Origin of the sequence: Rhizobium ecuadorense, assembly GCF_001187535.1 — a bacterium.
Lineage (GTDB): Bacteria > Pseudomonadota > Alphaproteobacteria > Rhizobiales > Rhizobiaceae > Rhizobium > Rhizobium ecuadorense.
Genome location: NZ_LFIO01001311.1, coordinates 1 through 242, shown reverse-complemented (window position 1 = coordinate 242; position 242 = coordinate 1). Strand labels below are relative to the sequence as shown.

General features: G+C 55.0%; 1 pseudogene. It reads left to right on the top strand.

Annotated features, from left to right (window positions below):
- Positions 1-98: 98 nt before the first annotated feature.
- Positions 99-242, top strand: a pseudogene (locus AF337_RS40960) (IS6 family transposase); the annotation flags it as partial.

Sequence of the window (242 nt, the reverse complement as noted above, 5' to 3'; positions counted from 1 at the left end):
AAATCGGACCGATGACGACGCCTTGCATGCGTTGTTTTGCCGATGGAGCGGCACTGTAACGTTAACCGAGCAGCGATCAAAATATGGGATCTGGCGGAATGACCAGATCTGCACGTGATCCTCTCTATCGTCGTCACCGGTTTCCGGCGGAGGTGATTGCCCATGCCGTATGGCTCTATTTCCGGTTTCCTCTCAGCCTACGAATGGTCGAGGATATGCTGGCAGCCCGTGGTGTCATGGTC